Source organism: Burkholderia anthina, from assembly GCF_902498995.1.
Taxonomy (GTDB): Bacteria; Pseudomonadota; Gammaproteobacteria; order Burkholderiales; family Burkholderiaceae; genus Burkholderia; species Burkholderia anthina.
In genome coordinates this window covers 69,198-84,391 of the sequence record NZ_CABVLY010000022.1, presented here as the reverse complement: position 1 = coordinate 84,391, position 15,194 = coordinate 69,198, and the positions used below count along the sequence as shown (strand labels likewise).

General features: G+C 67.6%; 12 protein-coding genes and 1 pseudogene. 4 read left to right on the top strand and 9 right to left on the bottom strand.

From position 1 onward, the window contains the following. Positions 1-10: 10 nt before the first annotated feature. Both BME24068_RS25445 and BME24068_RS25440 read right to left on the bottom strand, forming a co-directional pair. A complete protein-coding gene (locus BME24068_RS25445; protein ID WP_174927770.1) occupies positions 11-769 on the bottom strand; it encodes a fumarylacetoacetate hydrolase family protein in 759 nt (252 codons plus the stop codon). Then, positions 766-1,533, bottom strand: coding sequence for a fumarylacetoacetate hydrolase family protein (locus BME24068_RS25440; protein WP_174927769.1), 768 nt, complete (start codon positions 1,531-1,533; stop codon positions 766-768). Before BME24068_RS25440 ends, BME24068_RS25445 begins: the two co-directional genes overlap by 4 nt. A 173-nt stretch (positions 1,534-1,706) precedes the next feature. Here BME24068_RS25440 and hpaR point away from each other — a divergent pair, with 173 nt between their 5' ends. Further along, on the top strand, positions 1,707-2,108 hold the full coding sequence (hpaR, locus tag BME24068_RS25435) for a homoprotocatechuate degradation operon regulator HpaR (RefSeq protein ID WP_174927808.1): 402 nt from the start codon (positions 1,707-1,709) through the stop codon (positions 2,106-2,108). A 188-nt stretch (positions 2,109-2,296) separates the two neighbouring features. Here the strand turns inward: hpaR and pntB are convergent, their stop codons facing one another. The 4 genes from pntB to BME24068_RS25415 form a co-directional block, all read right to left on the bottom strand. Beyond that, positions 2,297-3,715, bottom strand: a complete 1,419-nt coding sequence (gene pntB, locus BME24068_RS25430; protein WP_174927768.1) for a Re/Si-specific NAD(P)(+) transhydrogenase subunit beta — start codon at positions 3,713-3,715, stop codon at positions 2,297-2,299. A gap of 13 nt (positions 3,716-3,728) precedes the next feature. Further along, positions 3,729-5,327: a Re/Si-specific NAD(P)(+) transhydrogenase subunit alpha gene (locus BME24068_RS25425; RefSeq protein ID WP_174927767.1), complete on the bottom strand. Its 1,599-nt coding sequence runs from the start codon at positions 5,325-5,327 to the stop codon at positions 3,729-3,731. A gap of 311 nt (positions 5,328-5,638) precedes the next feature. Then, entirely contained in the window at positions 5,639-5,845 is a 207-nt protein-coding gene (locus tag BME24068_RS25420; RefSeq protein WP_174927766.1) for a hypothetical protein, read from the bottom strand. Further along, positions 5,842-8,553, bottom strand: coding sequence for a GMC family oxidoreductase (locus tag BME24068_RS25415; protein WP_174927765.1), 2,712 nt, complete (start codon positions 8,551-8,553; stop codon positions 5,842-5,844). Before BME24068_RS25415 ends, BME24068_RS25420 begins: the two co-directional genes overlap by 4 nt. A gap of 254 nt (positions 8,554-8,807) precedes the next feature. On the opposite strand from BME24068_RS25415, the pseudogene BME24068_RS35425 reads away from it, so the two are divergent. Then, positions 8,808-8,864, top strand: a pseudogene (locus BME24068_RS35425) (lecithin retinol acyltransferase family protein); the annotation flags it as partial. 169 nt (positions 8,865-9,033) lie between these two features. Here BME24068_RS35425 and BME24068_RS25405 read toward each other — a convergent pair. Continuing rightward, positions 9,034-9,969, bottom strand: a complete 936-nt coding sequence (locus BME24068_RS25405) for a 1-phosphofructokinase family hexose kinase (RefSeq protein ID WP_174927764.1) — start codon at positions 9,967-9,969, stop codon at positions 9,034-9,036. A 233-nt stretch (positions 9,970-10,202) separates the two neighbouring features. Between BME24068_RS25405 and BME24068_RS25400 the strand changes: the two genes are divergently transcribed. After that, entirely contained in the window at positions 10,203-11,996 is a 1,794-nt protein-coding gene (locus BME24068_RS25400; protein WP_174927763.1) for an adenosylcobalamin-dependent ribonucleoside-diphosphate reductase, read from the top strand. A gap of 53 nt (positions 11,997-12,049) precedes the next feature. Here BME24068_RS25400 and ftsH read toward each other — a convergent pair whose 3' ends face one another. Continuing rightward, on the bottom strand, positions 12,050-13,957 hold the full coding sequence (gene ftsH / locus BME24068_RS25395; protein WP_174927762.1) for an ATP-dependent zinc metalloprotease FtsH: 1,908 nt from the start codon (positions 13,955-13,957) through the stop codon (positions 12,050-12,052). A 134-nt stretch (positions 13,958-14,091) separates the two neighbouring features. Further along, positions 14,092-14,739, bottom strand: coding sequence for a BON domain-containing protein (locus tag BME24068_RS25390; protein ID WP_096505931.1), 648 nt, complete (start codon positions 14,737-14,739; stop codon positions 14,092-14,094). Between the two features lie 241 nt (positions 14,740-14,980). Here BME24068_RS25390 and BME24068_RS25385 point away from each other — a divergent pair, with 241 nt between their 5' ends. Further along, positions 14,981-15,169, top strand: coding sequence for a DUF2964 family protein (locus BME24068_RS25385; protein WP_096505929.1), 189 nt, complete (start codon positions 14,981-14,983; stop codon positions 15,167-15,169). Positions 15,170-15,194: the final 25 nt, after the last annotated feature.

Here is a 15,194-nt window from a genome sequence, read left to right as displayed (position 1 = left end):
TCCTAATCAGTCAGTTGCGGCCAAATTCCGCGTCGGATGCAATCACGTTGACAAGACGGCCGAGACCGTCGATTTCGCAAACGACTTCGTCGCCTGCCTTCACATCGACGATCCCTTCCGGCGTGCCCGTCAGGATGATGTCGCCGGGGGCGAGCGACATGAAGCCGCTCAAATACTCGATGAGCGCGGGAATGTCGGTCACGAGATCCCGCGTATTGCCCTTCTGCTCGAGCTTGCCGTTCACGAACGTGCGCAATTCGAGGTTCGTGACGTCGGCGACGTCTTGCGCGTCGACGAACCACGGGCCCAGCACGGTGCCGCCGTCGCGGTTCTTCACGCGCAGGTTCGGGCGGTAGTAGTTCTCGAGATAGTCGCGGATCGCGTAGTCGTTCGCGATCATGTAACCCGCGACGTATTGCATCGCGTCTTCGCGCCTGACCGCCCTGGCCGGCTTGCCGATCACGACCGCCAGTTCGCACTCGTAGTGCATGAACGTCACGTCGGCAGGACGGCGCGTCACCCCGCGGTGGCCGATGACGGACCCGGGCCCCTTCAGGAACACGAGCGGCTCGTCCTGCTTCGAGAACTGCAGTTCCTTCGCGTGCTCCGCGTAGTTCAATCCCAGCGCGAAGATCGTCCCCGGCTCGATGGGCGCCAGCCACACGACCTCGCTCTCGCGACACACGCGCCCGTCGGCGAGCCGGACGCCCGCTTCGTGCGGGTATGCCTCGTGAATGGCACCCGAATATGCAACACGGCCCCGCATCATTGCTTGCCTCCTGCTGCTTCGCTCGTCATCGAAAACGTGAGGGCCGGCCATGCGCCGATCGATACTGTCACGACGTCTCCGGCCTGGGCCACGGGTGCACCGTGCGGAACGCCCAGCGTAAGCACGTCTCCGGCCGTGAGCGTCATGAAATCGGTGACGTCGGCGATCAGTTGCGCGACATGCCGGATCGACGTCGCCGTGTTGGCGTGGAACGTCTGCCGGCCGTCGATGCTCACCGAGATCGGCAGCGCGTCGGGGTCCGCGACCAGGCGGCGCGCGACGACGGCCGGCCCCATGACGCAGAAGCCGTCCCGCGCGCGGAACCGGACCGACGGGCGATACACGCTTTCGTGCGGCACGCACAGATCGGCCACGATCGTGTATCCGGCGACATGGTCGAGCGCGTCGGCAACGCTGACATGCGAAGCGGTGCGCCCGATGACGATCCCCAGCGAGCCGCCGATCTGGACGCCGCTCGTGCCGCCCGGCACGACGACCTTCGCGCCGTGCCCCGCCCGCGTATTGCGCGGTTTGACGTACAGCACCGGGGCCTTGGGCGGCGCCTTGTAGGGGGCGGCATGGACCGCGTCTCCCAGCGCGTCGAGCGCCGCGCGGTCGTTCAGCAACGTCCCATAAACGGCGCCCTCGACGGGAGGCCGGCATTTGGCGCCGCTGGACAGGAGCGACGCCGCGGTGCGCGCATCGACGTCACGCGCAAGCGGCTCTCCCTCCAGGCGAAGCACATGGTCGACAGGTGCAAGCATCACGATTCGTCCCTCTGCATTTCACTCACATGTTAGTATTATTTCGCCTGATATCATCGGGCGTCAAGAGAGAACATGCAGCCCAAGGGAATTCCCCGCTGCAACGAAGCTGAAGCGCAATCAACGGTATGGATGTCAAAGACAAGCACGACGCGCCTCATCGCAATCTTCCGATGATGCTTCTGCGCGCGCGGGAAAAGATCATGGAGCGCTTCCGGCCGCTCCTGACCGCGCACGGGCTCACCGAGCAGCAATGGCGCATCATCCGCGCGGTGCACGAGCAGGGGCCGATGGAGCCTCGGCAGCTTTCGGATCTCTGCACGATCTCGAGCCCGAGCATGGTGGGCGTGCTGGCGCGGATGGAGGCGCTGGAACTGATTACGAAGGCGCGGTTCGCGGAGGATCAGCGCCGCGTTCTGGTTTCCCTGACGCCGACGAGCATCGACCTGGTTCGCACGCTGACGCAGGATCTGGAACAGCGATACGCCGACCTGGAGCGAGAGGTCGGCAAGGATGTCGTGGCACGGGTCTACAAAGCGGTCGACGACCTGCTCGCGGGGCTGGAAGAAAACTGATCGCTTGCCTGCGTGCCGCCGGAGGAGCCGCGAACCCGGAAACGGGGCCGAAGCACGCCGCCCGCATTCGGTCACGCCTGACGAACATCGGCCCGCAACGCACTGACGATGCGTTGCGGGCCGACGATACCTCGAAGCCGCGCGCGGCCGGCCCGGACCCGCGGTCCTGGCCGGCCGCGCGGCCATCCTCAGGCTTTCAGCGCACCGAAGATCTCGTTCAACATCGACTTCGCGTCGCCGAACAACATGCGGTTGTTGTCCTTGTAGAACAGCGGATTGTCGACGCCCGCATAGCCCGAAGCCATGCTGCGCTTCATCACGATCGACGTCTTCGCCTTCCACACTTCCAGCACCGGCATCCCCGCGATCGGGCTCGTCGGATCGTCCTGCGCGGCGGGGTTCACGATGTCGTTCGCGCCGATCACCATCGACACGTCGGCCTCGGGGAAGTCCTCGTTGATCTCGTCCATCTCCATCACGATGTCGTACGGCACCTTCGCTTCGGCCAGCAGCACGTTCATGTGGCCCGGCATGCGGCCCGCGACCGGGTGAATCGCGAAACGCACGTCGACGCCCTTCTCGCGCAGCAGCTTCGTGAGCTCGTACACCGTGTGCTGGGCCTGCGCCACGGCCATCCCGTAGCCCGGCACGATGATCACGCGCTTCGCTTCGCGCAGCAGCTCGGCCGTTTCCACCGCGCTCACCGCCACCGCCTCGCCGGCCGGTTGCGCGCCGGCGCCGGCACCGCCGCCCGCCGCAGCAGGCGCGCCGCCGCCGAAGCCGCCCGCGATCACGCTGATGAAGTTGCGGTTCATCGCGCGGCACATGATGTACGACAGGATCGCGCCCGACGAGCCGACCAGCGCGCCGATCACGATCAGCAGGTCGTTGCCGAGCATGAAGCCGGTGGCCGCCGCCGCCCACCCCGAGTAGCTGTTGAGCATCGACACCACGACGGGCATGTCCGCGCCGCCGATCGCCATCACCATGTGCACGCCGAACAGCAGCGAGATCGCCGTCATCACGATCAACGGCAGCATCCCGTCCTGGATGGTTTCCGCATGCAGGAACGCGCGGCCGAAGTAGAGCACGATCAGCAGCCCGGCCAGGTTCAGCCAGTGCCGCGCCGGCAGCGTCAGCGGCTTGCCGCCGATCTTGCCCGACAGCTTGCCGAACGCGATGATCGAGCCCGCGAAGGTGACCGCACCGATCAGGATGCCGACATAAATCTCCACTTCGTGGATGGCCTTCTCGGCGCCCGTGAACTGCACCGACGTGTCGATATAGCTCGCGAAACCGACCAGGCAGGCCGCGAGGCCGACCAGGCTGTGCATCAGCGCGACCAGTTCCGGCATCTGCGTCATCTGCACTTTCTTCGCGGCGTACAGGCCGACCGCGCCGCCGACGACGAGCGCCGCGATCACGTACGGAATGCCCGCAGCCGACACGCGCGGGCCGAGCACGGTGGCCAGCACCGCGATCAGCATGCCGATCATCCCGAGCAGGTTGCCGCGGCGCGCGGTCTCGGGATTGGCCAGCCCGCCGAGGCTGAGGATGAACAGGATCGCAGCGCCGATATAAGAGACGGTGGTCAGGTTTGAAGTCATTATTGTCGTCCCCTTATTTGCGGAACATCGCCAGCATGCGTCGCGTCACCGCGAAGCCGCCGAACATGTTGACGGCCGTGAGCGTCAGCGCGCCCACCGCCAGGCCCAGGATCAGCCCGGACGGACGGTCGCCGGCATTGGCCAGCTCACCCAGCGGCGGCGCGACCTGCACGAGCGCGCCGATCGCGATGATCGACGAGATCGCGTTGGTCACGCTCATCAGCGGGGTGTGCAGCGACGGCGTGACGTTCCAGATCACCATGTAGCCGACGAAGCACGCGAGCACGAACACCGTGAAATGCGACAGGAAGCTGGCCGGCGCGAACTGGCCGACCAGCAGGAACGCCACCGCGCCGATCGCGAATACGATCGCGAGCGCCTTGGCCGACATCGGCTCGCCGCTGTGGCCGTGGCCCTTCGACTTCGCGGGTGCGGCGGCGGGCGCGGCCACCGCCGGCTTCGGTGCGACGACCGCCTGCTTGATCGGCGGCGGCGGCCACGTGACGTTGCCTTCCTTGATCACGGTGAGCCCGCGGATCGCATCGTCGTCGAAGTCGACGTTGATCGTGCCGTCCTTGCCCTTGCACAGCTCCTCGACCACGCGCAGCAGGTTGGTCCCGTACAGCGTCGACGACTGCCGCGACAGGCGCGATGCGAGATCGGTATAGCCGACGATCGTCACGCCGTGGCGCACCACGGCCTCGCCGGGCACCGTCAGTTCGCAGTTGCCGCCCTGCTCGGCGGCCATGTCGACGATCACGCTGCCGGGCTTCATCGACTGCACCATCTCGGCCGTGATGAGCTTCGGCGCCGGCTTGCCGGGGATCAGCGCGGTGGTGACGATGATGTCGGCGTCCCTGGCCTGCTGCGCATACATCGCGCGCTGCGCCTGCTGGAAGCCTTCGCTCATCACTTTCGCGTAACCGCCGCCGCCCGAGCCTTCTTCTTCGTAGTCGACCTTGACGAACTCGCCGCCCAGCGACTTGACCTGATCGGCCACTTCGGCGCGCGTGTCGTTCGCGCGCACGATCGCGCCGAGGCTGGCCGCGGTGCCGATCGCGGCCAGACCAGCCACGCCGGCGCCGGCGATGAACACCTTCGCCGGCGGAATCTTGCCGGCCGCCGTGACCTGGCCGTTCAGGAAACGGCCGAACGCATGCGCGGCCTCGATCACCGCGCGATAGCCGCTGATGCCGGCCATCGACGTGAGCGCGTCCATCTTCTGCGCGCGCGACAGCGTGCGCGGCAGCGAATCGATCGCCAGCACCGTGGCGCGCTTCGCGGCCAGTTGCGCCATCAGTTCGGGGTTTTGCGCCGGCCACACGAAGCCGATCAGCGTGCCGCCCTCGCGCATCGACGCGACTTCTTCCGTGCTCGGCGGGCGCACCTTGAACACGATATCGCTGCCCGCCCAGAGCTCGGCCGCCGTGGCGGCAATACGCGCGCCGGCCGCGCGGTACGCGTCGTCGTCGAAATTCGCCCCCTCCCCGGCACCGCTTTGCACGGCCACCGAGAACCCCAGCTTGATCAGTTTCTCAACCACCTCGGGCACGGTCGCTACGCGCCGTTCGCCGGTGGCTATCTCCAGAGGAATCCCAATCTGTAGTGTCATATTATGAAAGTTGGGTAATGGCCATCGCGAAGCGCTCGGGCCGGTGCGTCAAGTTACCAGAATCATGTGAATTCGCGTCAATGATCGAACGACCGTTCGCTAAACACGATCACGCCCGTCCGGCCGCGATGCCCGCGTCAGTGCAGGCGAAGCGCGTGCGTGCGCCGCGCACGCATTCCATCGTACTGTTGTGTTTTATCCACGTACACGAAAGATTGCGTCGGCCGAACGGATGACTGGCCGCGACGACGGCCTGCGCCAAGGCATCCGCCGGCCCGTTTCGCCGACCGACCGGTCGATATGCGAAAGGCTCATGCGGAACCGCAGCGACCCGTGCCCGCAATGCCACGCACCCGCTCGCCCGTCTCATTGCCCGGCGGCGCGTCGACCTTGCCGGCGATGTCGTTTGCGCGAGCGCCGATCGTGTCGAAATCCTCGCGTTCATCGACCGCGCGACCAACCCGGCCCCCCTGCGAAACCACGGGGCCACGTAGCGCGCAGCCGAACGGCGCGCTCAATCCTGGCGATCGAGCACGAAACCCGTCGACCGCAGCTTGCTGTCGTCGAGACGATAGAAGCCCATCGGATAGCGCTTTTTCACGGTCTTGCCGACGGCCAGACTTTTCGCGACATCCGCGAGCAACGGCACGTGGACGATCGGCTTGCGTCCCGCGCGCCGATAGACTTCCTCGTACGTCGGCGAATGCGTGTCGGCGATATTGAACGCGTCGATCCCGTCACGCTTCGCGCTGTCGATCGAGCGCCGCAGCAGATGCACGATCGCCCTGGCGACGTTGTGCGGCGAAATATAGTGACTGTTGCGGTACAGCGCAAAAAGCCGCTTCGTCCTGCTCCAGTGCAGCGATGCCTCGAGATAGCCCGGCTGCTGCGCGAGTGCGATCCGATACAGATCGACATGCATGCGCGCCGAGCATCGGGACAGGATGTCCTCTCCGATGCGTTTGCTGCGCGCGTAGTCGCGCATCTCCGGCGCCTCGAAATACTGCTTTTCGATCGGGCGGGTCACGTCGAGCAACGGCGCCGTTTCATCCACGAGCCGATGTCGCGGCGAGCCGTAGACCACCATCGAACTCGCGTGTCCGAAATAGCCGACGCCGCGGCGGATGCACGCCTGGGCAAAGCGCTCCAGATTGGCGACGTTGATCGTTTCCAGATCCGGCGTGCCCGGCAAACCGGCCGCCAGATGGACGACGGCCGTCACGCCATCGACCAGTTCGTCCAGGGCGGCATCCGCGAGCTCGCGGTCGGAGAAATCGACCGCGACCCATTCGACCCGCGCATCGGCCGGCACCTTGCGGTGAAACTGCCCGCGCACCCGATAGCCTTGCAGAATCAGCTGATCGACGACATGTGCGCCCAGGTTGCCGGTCGCCCCCGTCACCAGGACGAGCGGCCTCGTGTCGTCGTTTGCCGCGGCAGGCCGCGTCAACGCCGCGATCCGTCGCGCGACCAGCTGCGATTTCAGATGGTCGGCGAGCCTGATCGCGAGCGCCATGATCACCATGGTCGGATTGGCATGCCCGCTCGTCGGGAAAACCGACGCGCCCGCGATATGGAGGCCGCGAACGTCGTGCACGCGGCAGTCCGCGTCGACGACGCTCGTTGCCGGGTCCTGTCCCATTCGCGTCGTGCCGGCGGTGTGCGCCATGTCGTGCAGCGCGATGGCCGACACGTCGCCCGCCGCGATTTCCGGCCGCAGCGCGAAGCCCCGGATGCCGGCGTCGCGAAGGTCGCCGTCGAGCAGGCGCGCGAACGTGACCACGGCCTGTTTCATCGCGCTTCCCGACTCCCACGTGACGCTCGCCACGGGCAATCCGAGCCGGTCGCATCGGCGCGACAGCGTCACGCGGTTCTCGCGCATCGGCGGCTGTTCGCAAATGACGTCGAGCGTCACCTTCTCGATTTTTCTGCCGGTGCCTTTCGCCACGTAGTCACGCGCGACGAAATTCGCATCGAGCCGGATGACCGCGTCGACGATCAGACGGCGCACGCGCCGCGGCAGGATCGAACTACCGAGTATCCGCCGCCCGACGAAACTCACGACCACGCCGGAGCGCTGCAACACGAGGATCAGATCGGCCAGCGGGCGTTCGCTTTGCCGCTTTGCCAGCCGTTTCAACGCGACCACCGGATCGTCGTTCGAGATGCGGGCGTTCGCATACGCCGCCATATTGGGCAGACGCTGTGCCTGCTGCACGTCGGGGCGGATCGCCAGCCCATGCGAATACATGAACGCGCGATAGTCCTGCTGCAACGAGAAGAATCCGAGCAACGCGGCGGCCGACGCCTGGCTGTCCGGCGAAAACTCGCCGATCGACATGCATGGGTGATCCGTCAGATAACGGCCGACGACGCCACGCGCATTCCCCAGCGCATTGCCGGCCTCATCCCGCGACAGGAGCAGCAGCCTGGCGTTTTCGATGGCGCCGGCCGCCAGCACCACATGGCTCGACAGCAACGTGCGGCGTCGCTTGCCCGACAGCGAAGACACGATCTCGACGCCCGTCACGCCGGTGCGGTCCGTCTGGATCGCGCGCACCGTCGCGTTGAACACGGTCGTCACGTCGCGATGCGATTCGCTTCTGAAGTCGGGCCCGAAACGCATCACGTCCGTCAGATTGCGATGAGAACGCGCAAGCTGCCAGAAGAACGACGACACATGCTTCATGCGCGCCATTTCGGCCGGCTCGCGCAATTTCGCTGCCGGCCAGAATGCGGGGCCGCCGAGGATCGGGCCGACATCGAGGTGCCGCGCGGCACGCTGAATGTATGGCGCGAGATCCGACGCGGTGATCGGCCATCCGGAGTCGGCGATCCACTCGCGCGCGGCAAAATCGAGCGCATCGAACGGCGCGACCTTTCCGGCCCATCCCGCGGTCGAGCCGCCGAGCACGCGACACCGGACGCCGAACTTCTGCGTTTGCGTGGTCCAGAATTTCAATTGAAACGCATGCGATGCGTGGCGGGACCGCTGCAGTTCGGCGTCTTGCAGCGATCCTTCGACGTCGACGTCGTTGAGCGCTTCGTGGTCGGCGGATTCTTCGAGTCCGCCGCTTTCCAGCAGCAGGATGTTCAGGCCCAGGCCGGACAGCTCGCGAACGATCGTCAGGCCCGCGGCGCCCCCACCGACGACGACGAGGTCGAACGATGCCGACAACGGATCGCCGGGCAACTCGTCTGCTTCGAAGTCAAAATATTGCGTCATCTCTCGATATCCGTGACTCGCTTCCACACCGGCAGGTTTGACGCAGCGGCACGAGCGGGATGCTGTCCAACAGGTTGTCCCGGTGCGGGAATGTCGGCGAGTACGGTGGCCGCGTTGCAATGCCGCATTGCCCCGTCGTCGCTCTGAAAATCCGACACGGCTTCGGCCGAAACGACAACATACCGACACCGCCGGAAAGCAGTGTGCTCCATCTCACATAAACGGCATCCACCGGAAGGTCGAAATGCCGGCCCGGCTACATGCATCACGGGATCTACATCGGCGACGGCAACGTGATTCACTACGCGGGATGGTCGCACCATCCGAGCGGCGGCCCGGTCGAAGTCGTCACCGTCGACGGCTTCCGCGCCGGCTTCGAGCTCACGGTCATTCGCCGCGCGCGCATGCTGTCCGACGGCACGGCAGCCGCGCGGCATCGCGCATCGGCGAAATGCGCGCACGCGTCGGGCTACCCGCACGTCAGCCTGCCTGCGCAACCAGTTCGGCATGAATCCGCTCGACATCGTCGCGCGTGCACAGCGCCGTGCCGGGATGCTCGACCGACGCAGCCGATGCGGCCAGCGCGTAGCGGCACGCATCGTCGAGCGGCACGCCGCGGGCCAGCGCCCAGACCATGCCGCCGACGAAACTGTCGCCGGCGCCGACCGTGCTGCGGACCGCGGCCGGCCTGCCGGGCAGGCGCAGCGTGCGATCGCGCGTGACGACCCATGCGCCGTGCGCACCCAGCGTCAACGCGACGATATCGGCCCGCCCCTGTTCCACGAGCTCACGCGCCTTCCGGCATGCCGCCGTCTCGTCGAGGGTTGCTCCGGCCAGCCCGCCCAGTTCGCCGAGACTGGGCTTCACGAGATAGACGCCGGCCTCGAGGGCCGCTTGCAGCGCACGGCCGGCCGCATCGACGACCACCCGGCTGCCCCTTGCCCGGGCTTCCCGGGCAAGCGTTGCATAAAGGTCTTCCGGCACGCCGGGCGGCAGGCTGCCGCTCAACACGAGATAGCGCGGCACCGGCTGCATCGCCTCGATGCGGGCCGCGCAGTCGCGCCACTCGGCCTCCGCGACCAGCGGCCCCGGCATCAGGAAACGGTATTCGCGCCCGGTCGAGGTCTCGGTCACGCAGACGTTCTCGCGCGTCTCGCCGGCGATCCGGATTCGCATGCCCGGCAGGTGCTCGGCCTCGAGCAGCAGCGTCAGGACGTCTCCGGTCGGCCCGCCGGCCAGGTACAGCGCGACGCAGTCGCCCCCGAGCCGGTGAATGGTCCGGGCGACGTTGATTCCACCGCCGCCCGGATCGCGCCGCGGCCGTGCGCAGCGCAGCTTGTGCGTGTCGACCATGTGCTCGACCGACGTCGCGACGTCGACGGCGGGATTCAATGTGACGGTGACGATATCGGTCATGGCGTGTGGCTCTCGGTCGACGGCAGGCGCGATCGGCCGGCTTGCGCGGCAGACGCCGGCACGGCGATTCCCGCTAACCAGTGCGTGCCGGCCGTGCCCTCACGTTACGGTCGATGCGGGTTGCAGCCTTGACGCCCGTCAAGCGATGCCGCCGCGTCGCCCGATTGCGCTCGATCAACGCCCCGTCCGGGCAGGCTCCTACAGTGAATCATCCGTCGTTGCCGGACCCCGCCATGGACGAGCAGCCGCTTTGCACCACTGTGTTCGCCGAACGCTATGCGCAGCCCGGCGAGACGTCGCACGCGGCGGTATTCCATCGCGTCGCCCGTGCGCTGTCGCTCGCCGAGCCGCCGGACCTGCGCGCGCAGTGCGAGCGTGCATTCTTCCGGAACCTGCGGCGCGGCGCGATCGGCGCGGGCCGCATCCTCGCGAACGCCGGCGCGGATACCGGCGGGACGATGATCAACTGCTTCGTCCATCCGCTCGCGGTGCCGGCCGGTGCAGCCGTGCCGGCCGTCGACGCGGCGCTCGCGCACGCGCTCGACGACGCACGGCTCACGTTGTCGATGGGCGGCGGAATCGGCTATGACTTCTCGCCGGTGCCGCCTGCGGACGCGTACGAGCGGCGCGCGTCATCCGAACGCGGCGCATGCGCCGCGATCGACCGCTTCGATGCGATGTGCCGGGCGCTGCCGTTCACCGGCCCGCGCCGGGGCGCGCAAATGGCCGTGCTGCGCTGCGACCATCCCGACCTCGCCGCATTCGTCGCGGCCAAGCGCGGCCGCGCGCGCTGGCCGACGTTCAATCTGTCGGTCGGCATCACGGACGCGTTCATGGAGGCGGTCGAGCGCGACCGGCCGTGGGCGCTCGTCCATCACGCGCCGCGCCGTTCCGGTTCCGCCACCGCGCCCCGGCAGCCGGATGGACGCTATCTTTACGCGACGCTTCCGGCACGCACGCTGTGGCGCGAGATCGTCAGCGCCGCACGCGACAGTGCCGAACCGGGGCTGCTGTTCCTCGACACGATCCTCGATACAAATCCGCTACGCGAGCACGAGCGGATCGACGCGACGAACCCGTGCGGCGAGCAGCCGCTGCCGCCGTACGGCAGCTGCGTGCTCGGGCCGATCGACCTGTCGCGGTTCGTTCTCCACCCGTTCGGCGTCGACGGCACACCGCACTTCGACTTCGCGACGCTCGCCGACGCGGTCCGTATCCAGGTGCGCATGCTCGACAACGTGCTCGATCTGACCGCGTGGCCGCTCGCCACGCACGAGCACGAAGCGCGGCGCACGCGCCGCATCGGGGTCGGCGTAACCGGGCTGGGCGACGCGCTGACGATGCTGAGGCTGCGCTACGACAGCGTCGAAGCCCGCGCGGTTGCGCGCGGGATCGTGCTGACGATGCGCGAGCATGCGTTTGCCGCGTCGGCCGCGCTTGCCGGCGAGCGCGGCGTGTTCCCGGCCTACGATCCGGCCGCGTACCTGAGCGGCCCCGCATACCGCATGCGCCTGCCGCTGAAGGTGCATCACGCGATCGCACGGCACGGGCTGCGCAACAGCCATCTGCTGTCGTTCGCGCCGGCCGGCAGCGTGAGCCTCGCGTTCTGCGACAACTGCTCGAACGGGATCGAGCCGGCCGTCGGCTGGACGCAGCGCCGCATGGTGCGCACCGCCGACGGCCGGGTCCGGCCGTTTCGTGTCGAGAATCACGCGTACCGGCTGTTTCGCGAACTACATGGCGACAGCGTCAAACTGCCGGACTATTTCGTCACGGCGGCGGATATCGCGCCGGCCGACCATGTCGCGATGCTTGCGGCGTTGCAGCCGTGCGTCGACGCCGGCATCTCGAAGACCGTGACGATGCCCGGCCAGTGTTCGCTTGCGCAGGTCGACGCGTTGCTCTTCCAGGCGTGGCGCGCCGGTCTCAAGGGCATCACGGTGTTCCGGCCCGATCCGCGGCTCGCGGCGGTCGTCACCGACGATGCGGCACAACCTTGCGACGGCGCCGTCTGCATCCGCTGTTGAACGACGCGATGGGCGCCAGCGGGCGCCCGGCGCGATGGCGTGCGATCGCGCTTTCAGGCGGAAGCGCCCGTGATCGCTTCCGTGTCGTCTTGCGCCGGCGCGGGCGTCTCGCCGGCATCGTCCGGCGGCGCGATGAGCGCCACCAGCATGTCGTGGTCGATCGATTCATGCTGCAGCAAGCTGCGCGCGATCCGCCCGAGCGCATCGCGGTGCTCGCCGAGCGTCGCCGCGACCCGCGCGTGGGCGTCCTCGAGCAGCGCGCGCACCTCTTCGTCGATCAGTTGCGCCGTGTGTTCGCTGCAGCGACCGTCGCCCGGCGTCCACACGCCCGGCGTCCCGCCCTGGAGCGCGCCGTCGTCGAGCGTCGCGAGGCCGACCTTTTCGCTCATCCCGTATTGCATGACCATGTGGCGCGCCAATGCGGTCGCCCGTTCGAGATCGTTCTGCGCGCCCGTCGACACGTCGCCGAACGCGATTTCCTCGGCCACCCTTCCGCCGAGCAACACGTCGAGCCGGTCGAGCAGTTCGCTTCGGCGCAGCACGTAGCGGTCCTCCGTCGGCACCTGCTGCGTGTAACCGAGCGCCGCGATCCCGCGCGGGATGATCGACACCTTCTTCACCGGGTCGCAGTGCGCGCGGCTTTGCGCCACCAGCGCGTGACCCGATTCGTGGTACGCGATGGTCCGCTTCTCCTGTTCGTTCATCACGCGGCTCTTGCGCTCCATGCCGGTCATCGCGCGATCGATGGCTTCGTCGAAATCCTCCATCCCGATCGCCGGCTTGCCGAGTTCGGCCGCATGCAGCGCGGCCTCGTTGACGACGTTCGCGAGATCGGCACCGACGAATCCCGGCGTCCGCTGCGCCAGCTCGGCCAGGTCCACGTCCGGCGCGAGCTTCACGCGCTTCGTATGCACGGCCAGGATCTGCTTGCGGCCGGTCAGGTCCGGCCGGTCGATCGCGATGTGCCGGTCGAACCGTCCGGGGCGCAAGAGCGCGGGATCCAGGATCTCCGGCCGGTTGGTCGCGGCCATGATGATGACGCCCGAATTGGCCTGAAAACCGTCCATCTCGACGAGCAGCTGGTTGAGCGTCTGCTCGCGTTCGTCGTTGCCCGACATCAGGCCGACGCCGCGCGCCTTGCCGAGCGCATCGAGCTCGTCGATGAACACGATGCACGGCGCGCACTGCTGGGCCTGCTCGAACAGGTCGCGCACGCGCGCCGCGCCGACGCCGACGAACATCTCGACGAACGCCGAGCCGCTGATCGTGAAGAACGGCACCGCGGCCTCGCCGGCGACCGCGCGGGCCAGCAGCGTCTTGCCGGTACCGGGCGCGCCGACGATCAGCACCCCCTTCGGAATCTTGCCGCCGAGTCGCTGATAACGTTCCGGATTGCGAAGAAATGCGACGATCTGCTGCAACTCGGCCTTCGCTTCGTCAATGCCCGCGATGTCGTCGAACGTGATGCCGGTTTCCTTCTGCATATACACGCGGGCCCGGCTCTTGCCCATGCCGCTCAGATCCCTCATGCCGCCCGGCCGCCGCATCATGAAACTCCAGATCGCGACGAAACCGATCAACGGCAACGCCCATGTCGCGAGCGTCCCGATCCAGCCCGTATCCGCCGCGCCGCGGTAGCGAATCCCCGCCGTCGTCAGCGACGGGACCAGGCTGTCGTCGCTCACGCGGTTCGTCGTGAAGCGCCACGGCGCGCCAGTCTTCTTCACCGCGGCCGCGTCGGAAGCAGGCAGCGCCGCGCCGGCTTCCGGCATGCGCAGCGTGCCCGAGATCGACGACGGGCCAATTTCCAGATCGTCGACGAGCCGTGCGTCCACCAGCCGGTGAAAGTCGCTGTACGAGATCGACGTCGTGGCCGGCTGATCCATCAGGAGCTGCACCGCGACCAGCGCCGCGAACGCAATCGGGATCAACAGCCCGGCGTAATCGAATGATTTTTTCATGGAGTAGGGTCCGCCCGGCCGGCAACCGTGCGCTCACGCATCGTCGCGCGTCCAGTGCGCCCGCAGCTCGGCCGGCCGGTATGCGAACGGTTCATGGCGGCTTCTCCTGGCAGTAGACGGCCTGTGCAAGCCGCTCAGGCAACGGTCAGCCGGTCGACGACCTCCCGGACGCCCCTCACCGATCCCGCCGCACCGCACGCGGCACGCCGTTCGGCCAGCGAGGCGACCGTGCCCGTCAACGTGACGATGCCGTCGGCCGCTTCGATCGAAATTCCCGCGGATTCGCGCTGCGCGCGACGCGCGAGCGCTTCGGCGATCCGGGTGCCGACGTCCGGCACCGTGCGGTCGGCACGCACCTGGATGCGGTTCGCCACGCCGACGACGCCGATCATCCGGCTCACCATGGCTTCCGCCGCGCGGCTCTGGAACGCATGATCGACCTCGCCGTCGAGCGTCACGCAGCCGTGATCGACCTCGACGCGGATCGCGTGATCGCGCAACGCCTCCTGCCAGCCGAGCGCGAACGTGATGGCGACCGCCAGTTCCTGGTCCGCGCAGGCGTTCTCGGGCGGGGTCACGCTCAGTTCGAGCACCAGTGCGCGCGCGTCCGCGACGTGCAGCGCCGTTTTCTGCGCCTCGAGCTTCTGTGCCCAGCTGTCGACCGTGCCGCGCAACGTCACGATCCGGTCGCGGACATCGACGTCGATCCGACGCGCGTCGACCGCCGGATTCCAGAACAGCGCCTGCTCGACGTCCTGCTTGAGTGCTGCATCGGACTTCATGTCGGTCTCCCGGCGGCCGGTGCCGGTCGCGAAGCTTGCGATCGGATGCGTGCCGCACTGCAGCCAGCATCGCGCACGGCGACGTCGGCGGCTTGACGAGGATCAATCAACGGCGTGCCGGCACGAGGCATGTCGACCGTGCCGCGGCCGATTTTGCCCGTTGATACAGATCAACGGCGCGTCCGCGCGCAACGCGATCATGACGACAGGCGGAGCGACAACCCCGCCCCGGGAGACCGTCATGATCCGCAAACAGTATCGAATCGTTCTGGCGACGCTCAGCGTGTTCATCGCGATTGCATCGCTGGTCGGCATCGTGCACGGGATGCTGTTCGACGAGCGGGTGTTCAGGTACGCGATCGTCACGCTGATCTCGAGCATCCTCGCGTTCGTCGTGCTGCTGAATCCCGGCGCGGGCGACCGCCCGTGACACGCGCGACACCGCCGCCCTCGCC